The 1,093-nt window shown below is 67.3% G+C and carries 1 protein-coding gene; it reads left to right on the plus strand.

The features are described from left to right. Positions 1-96: 96 nt before the first annotated feature. The coding region (locus RR49_RS00055) for an IS481 family transposase (RefSeq protein ID WP_155947604.1) at positions 97-1,093 on the plus strand (997 nt) is incomplete at its 3' end.

Here is a 1,093-nt window from a genome sequence, read left to right on the forward strand (position 1 = left end):
TGTACTTCCCCGGGAGGTTGTGAACGGGTGAGGTAGGCGAAGACCTCCGGGCAGGATGTGGGTTACCACACTCGCATCCTGACCACGGAGGTCTTCGTGTCTCACGCTAACGCGCCTTTGACGCCGGAAGGGCGTCGTCGTCTTGCTGTCCTCGTCGTGGATCGGGGCTGGTCGTTGCGGCGGGCAGCGGAACGGTTCCAGTGCTCGCCCGCGACGGCGAAACGGTGGGTCGACCGGTATCGGGCTGGGCTGCCGTTGACGGACCGCAGCTTCAGGCCGCAGACCTCGCCGAACCGGCTCCCGCGGAAGACGGAGCGGAGGATCGTGTCGTTGCGGTTCACCCGCCGGTGGGGTCCGCACCGGATCGCGTATCACCTGGGCCTTGCCCGCTCGACGGTCGGCCGGGTGCTGGCCAGGTATGGGATGCCGAAGCTCGTGAACATCGATCAGGCCACCGGGCTGCCAGTCCGCAAGCCGACGCCGAAGCGGTACGAGGTCGCAAGACCGGGCCAGCTGATCCACGTCGACATCAAGAAGCAGGGCCGGATCCCTGATGGCGGCGGCTGGCGCGCCTTCGGCCGCGGATCGGCGCAGGACCGTGCCGCGGGATCCGTCCGTGACAAGGCCGCACGGGCAGGAGCGGCCGGCTCCCGCGGCTACCGGTATCTGCACCACGCCGTCGACGACAACTCGAGAGTCGCGTACTCGGAGATCCTCGACGACGAACGCAAGGAGACCGCGGCAGGGTTCTGGACCCGCGCGAACGCGTTCTTCGCGAGCCTCGGAGTCACGGTCACCGCCGTGATGACAGACAACGGCGCGTGCTACCGGTCACACGCGTTCGCGGACGCGCTCGGCGACGGTGTGAAGCACAAGTGGACAAAGCCGTATCGGCCGCAGACCAACGGGAAGGTCGAACGCTTCAACCGCACCCTCGCCGCCGAATGGGCCTACGCCAAGCCCTACGCCAGCGAAGCAGAGCGAGCCGCGGCATACGAGACCTGGCTGCATCACTACAATCACCACAGACCCCACACCGGGATCGGAGGCCAGACCCCCTCAGCCCGCGTTCACAACGTCACGGGGAAGTACA

The organism is Microbacterium ginsengisoli (assembly GCF_000956535.1).
Lineage (GTDB): Bacteria > Actinomycetota > Actinomycetes > Actinomycetales > Microbacteriaceae > Microbacterium > Microbacterium ginsengisoli.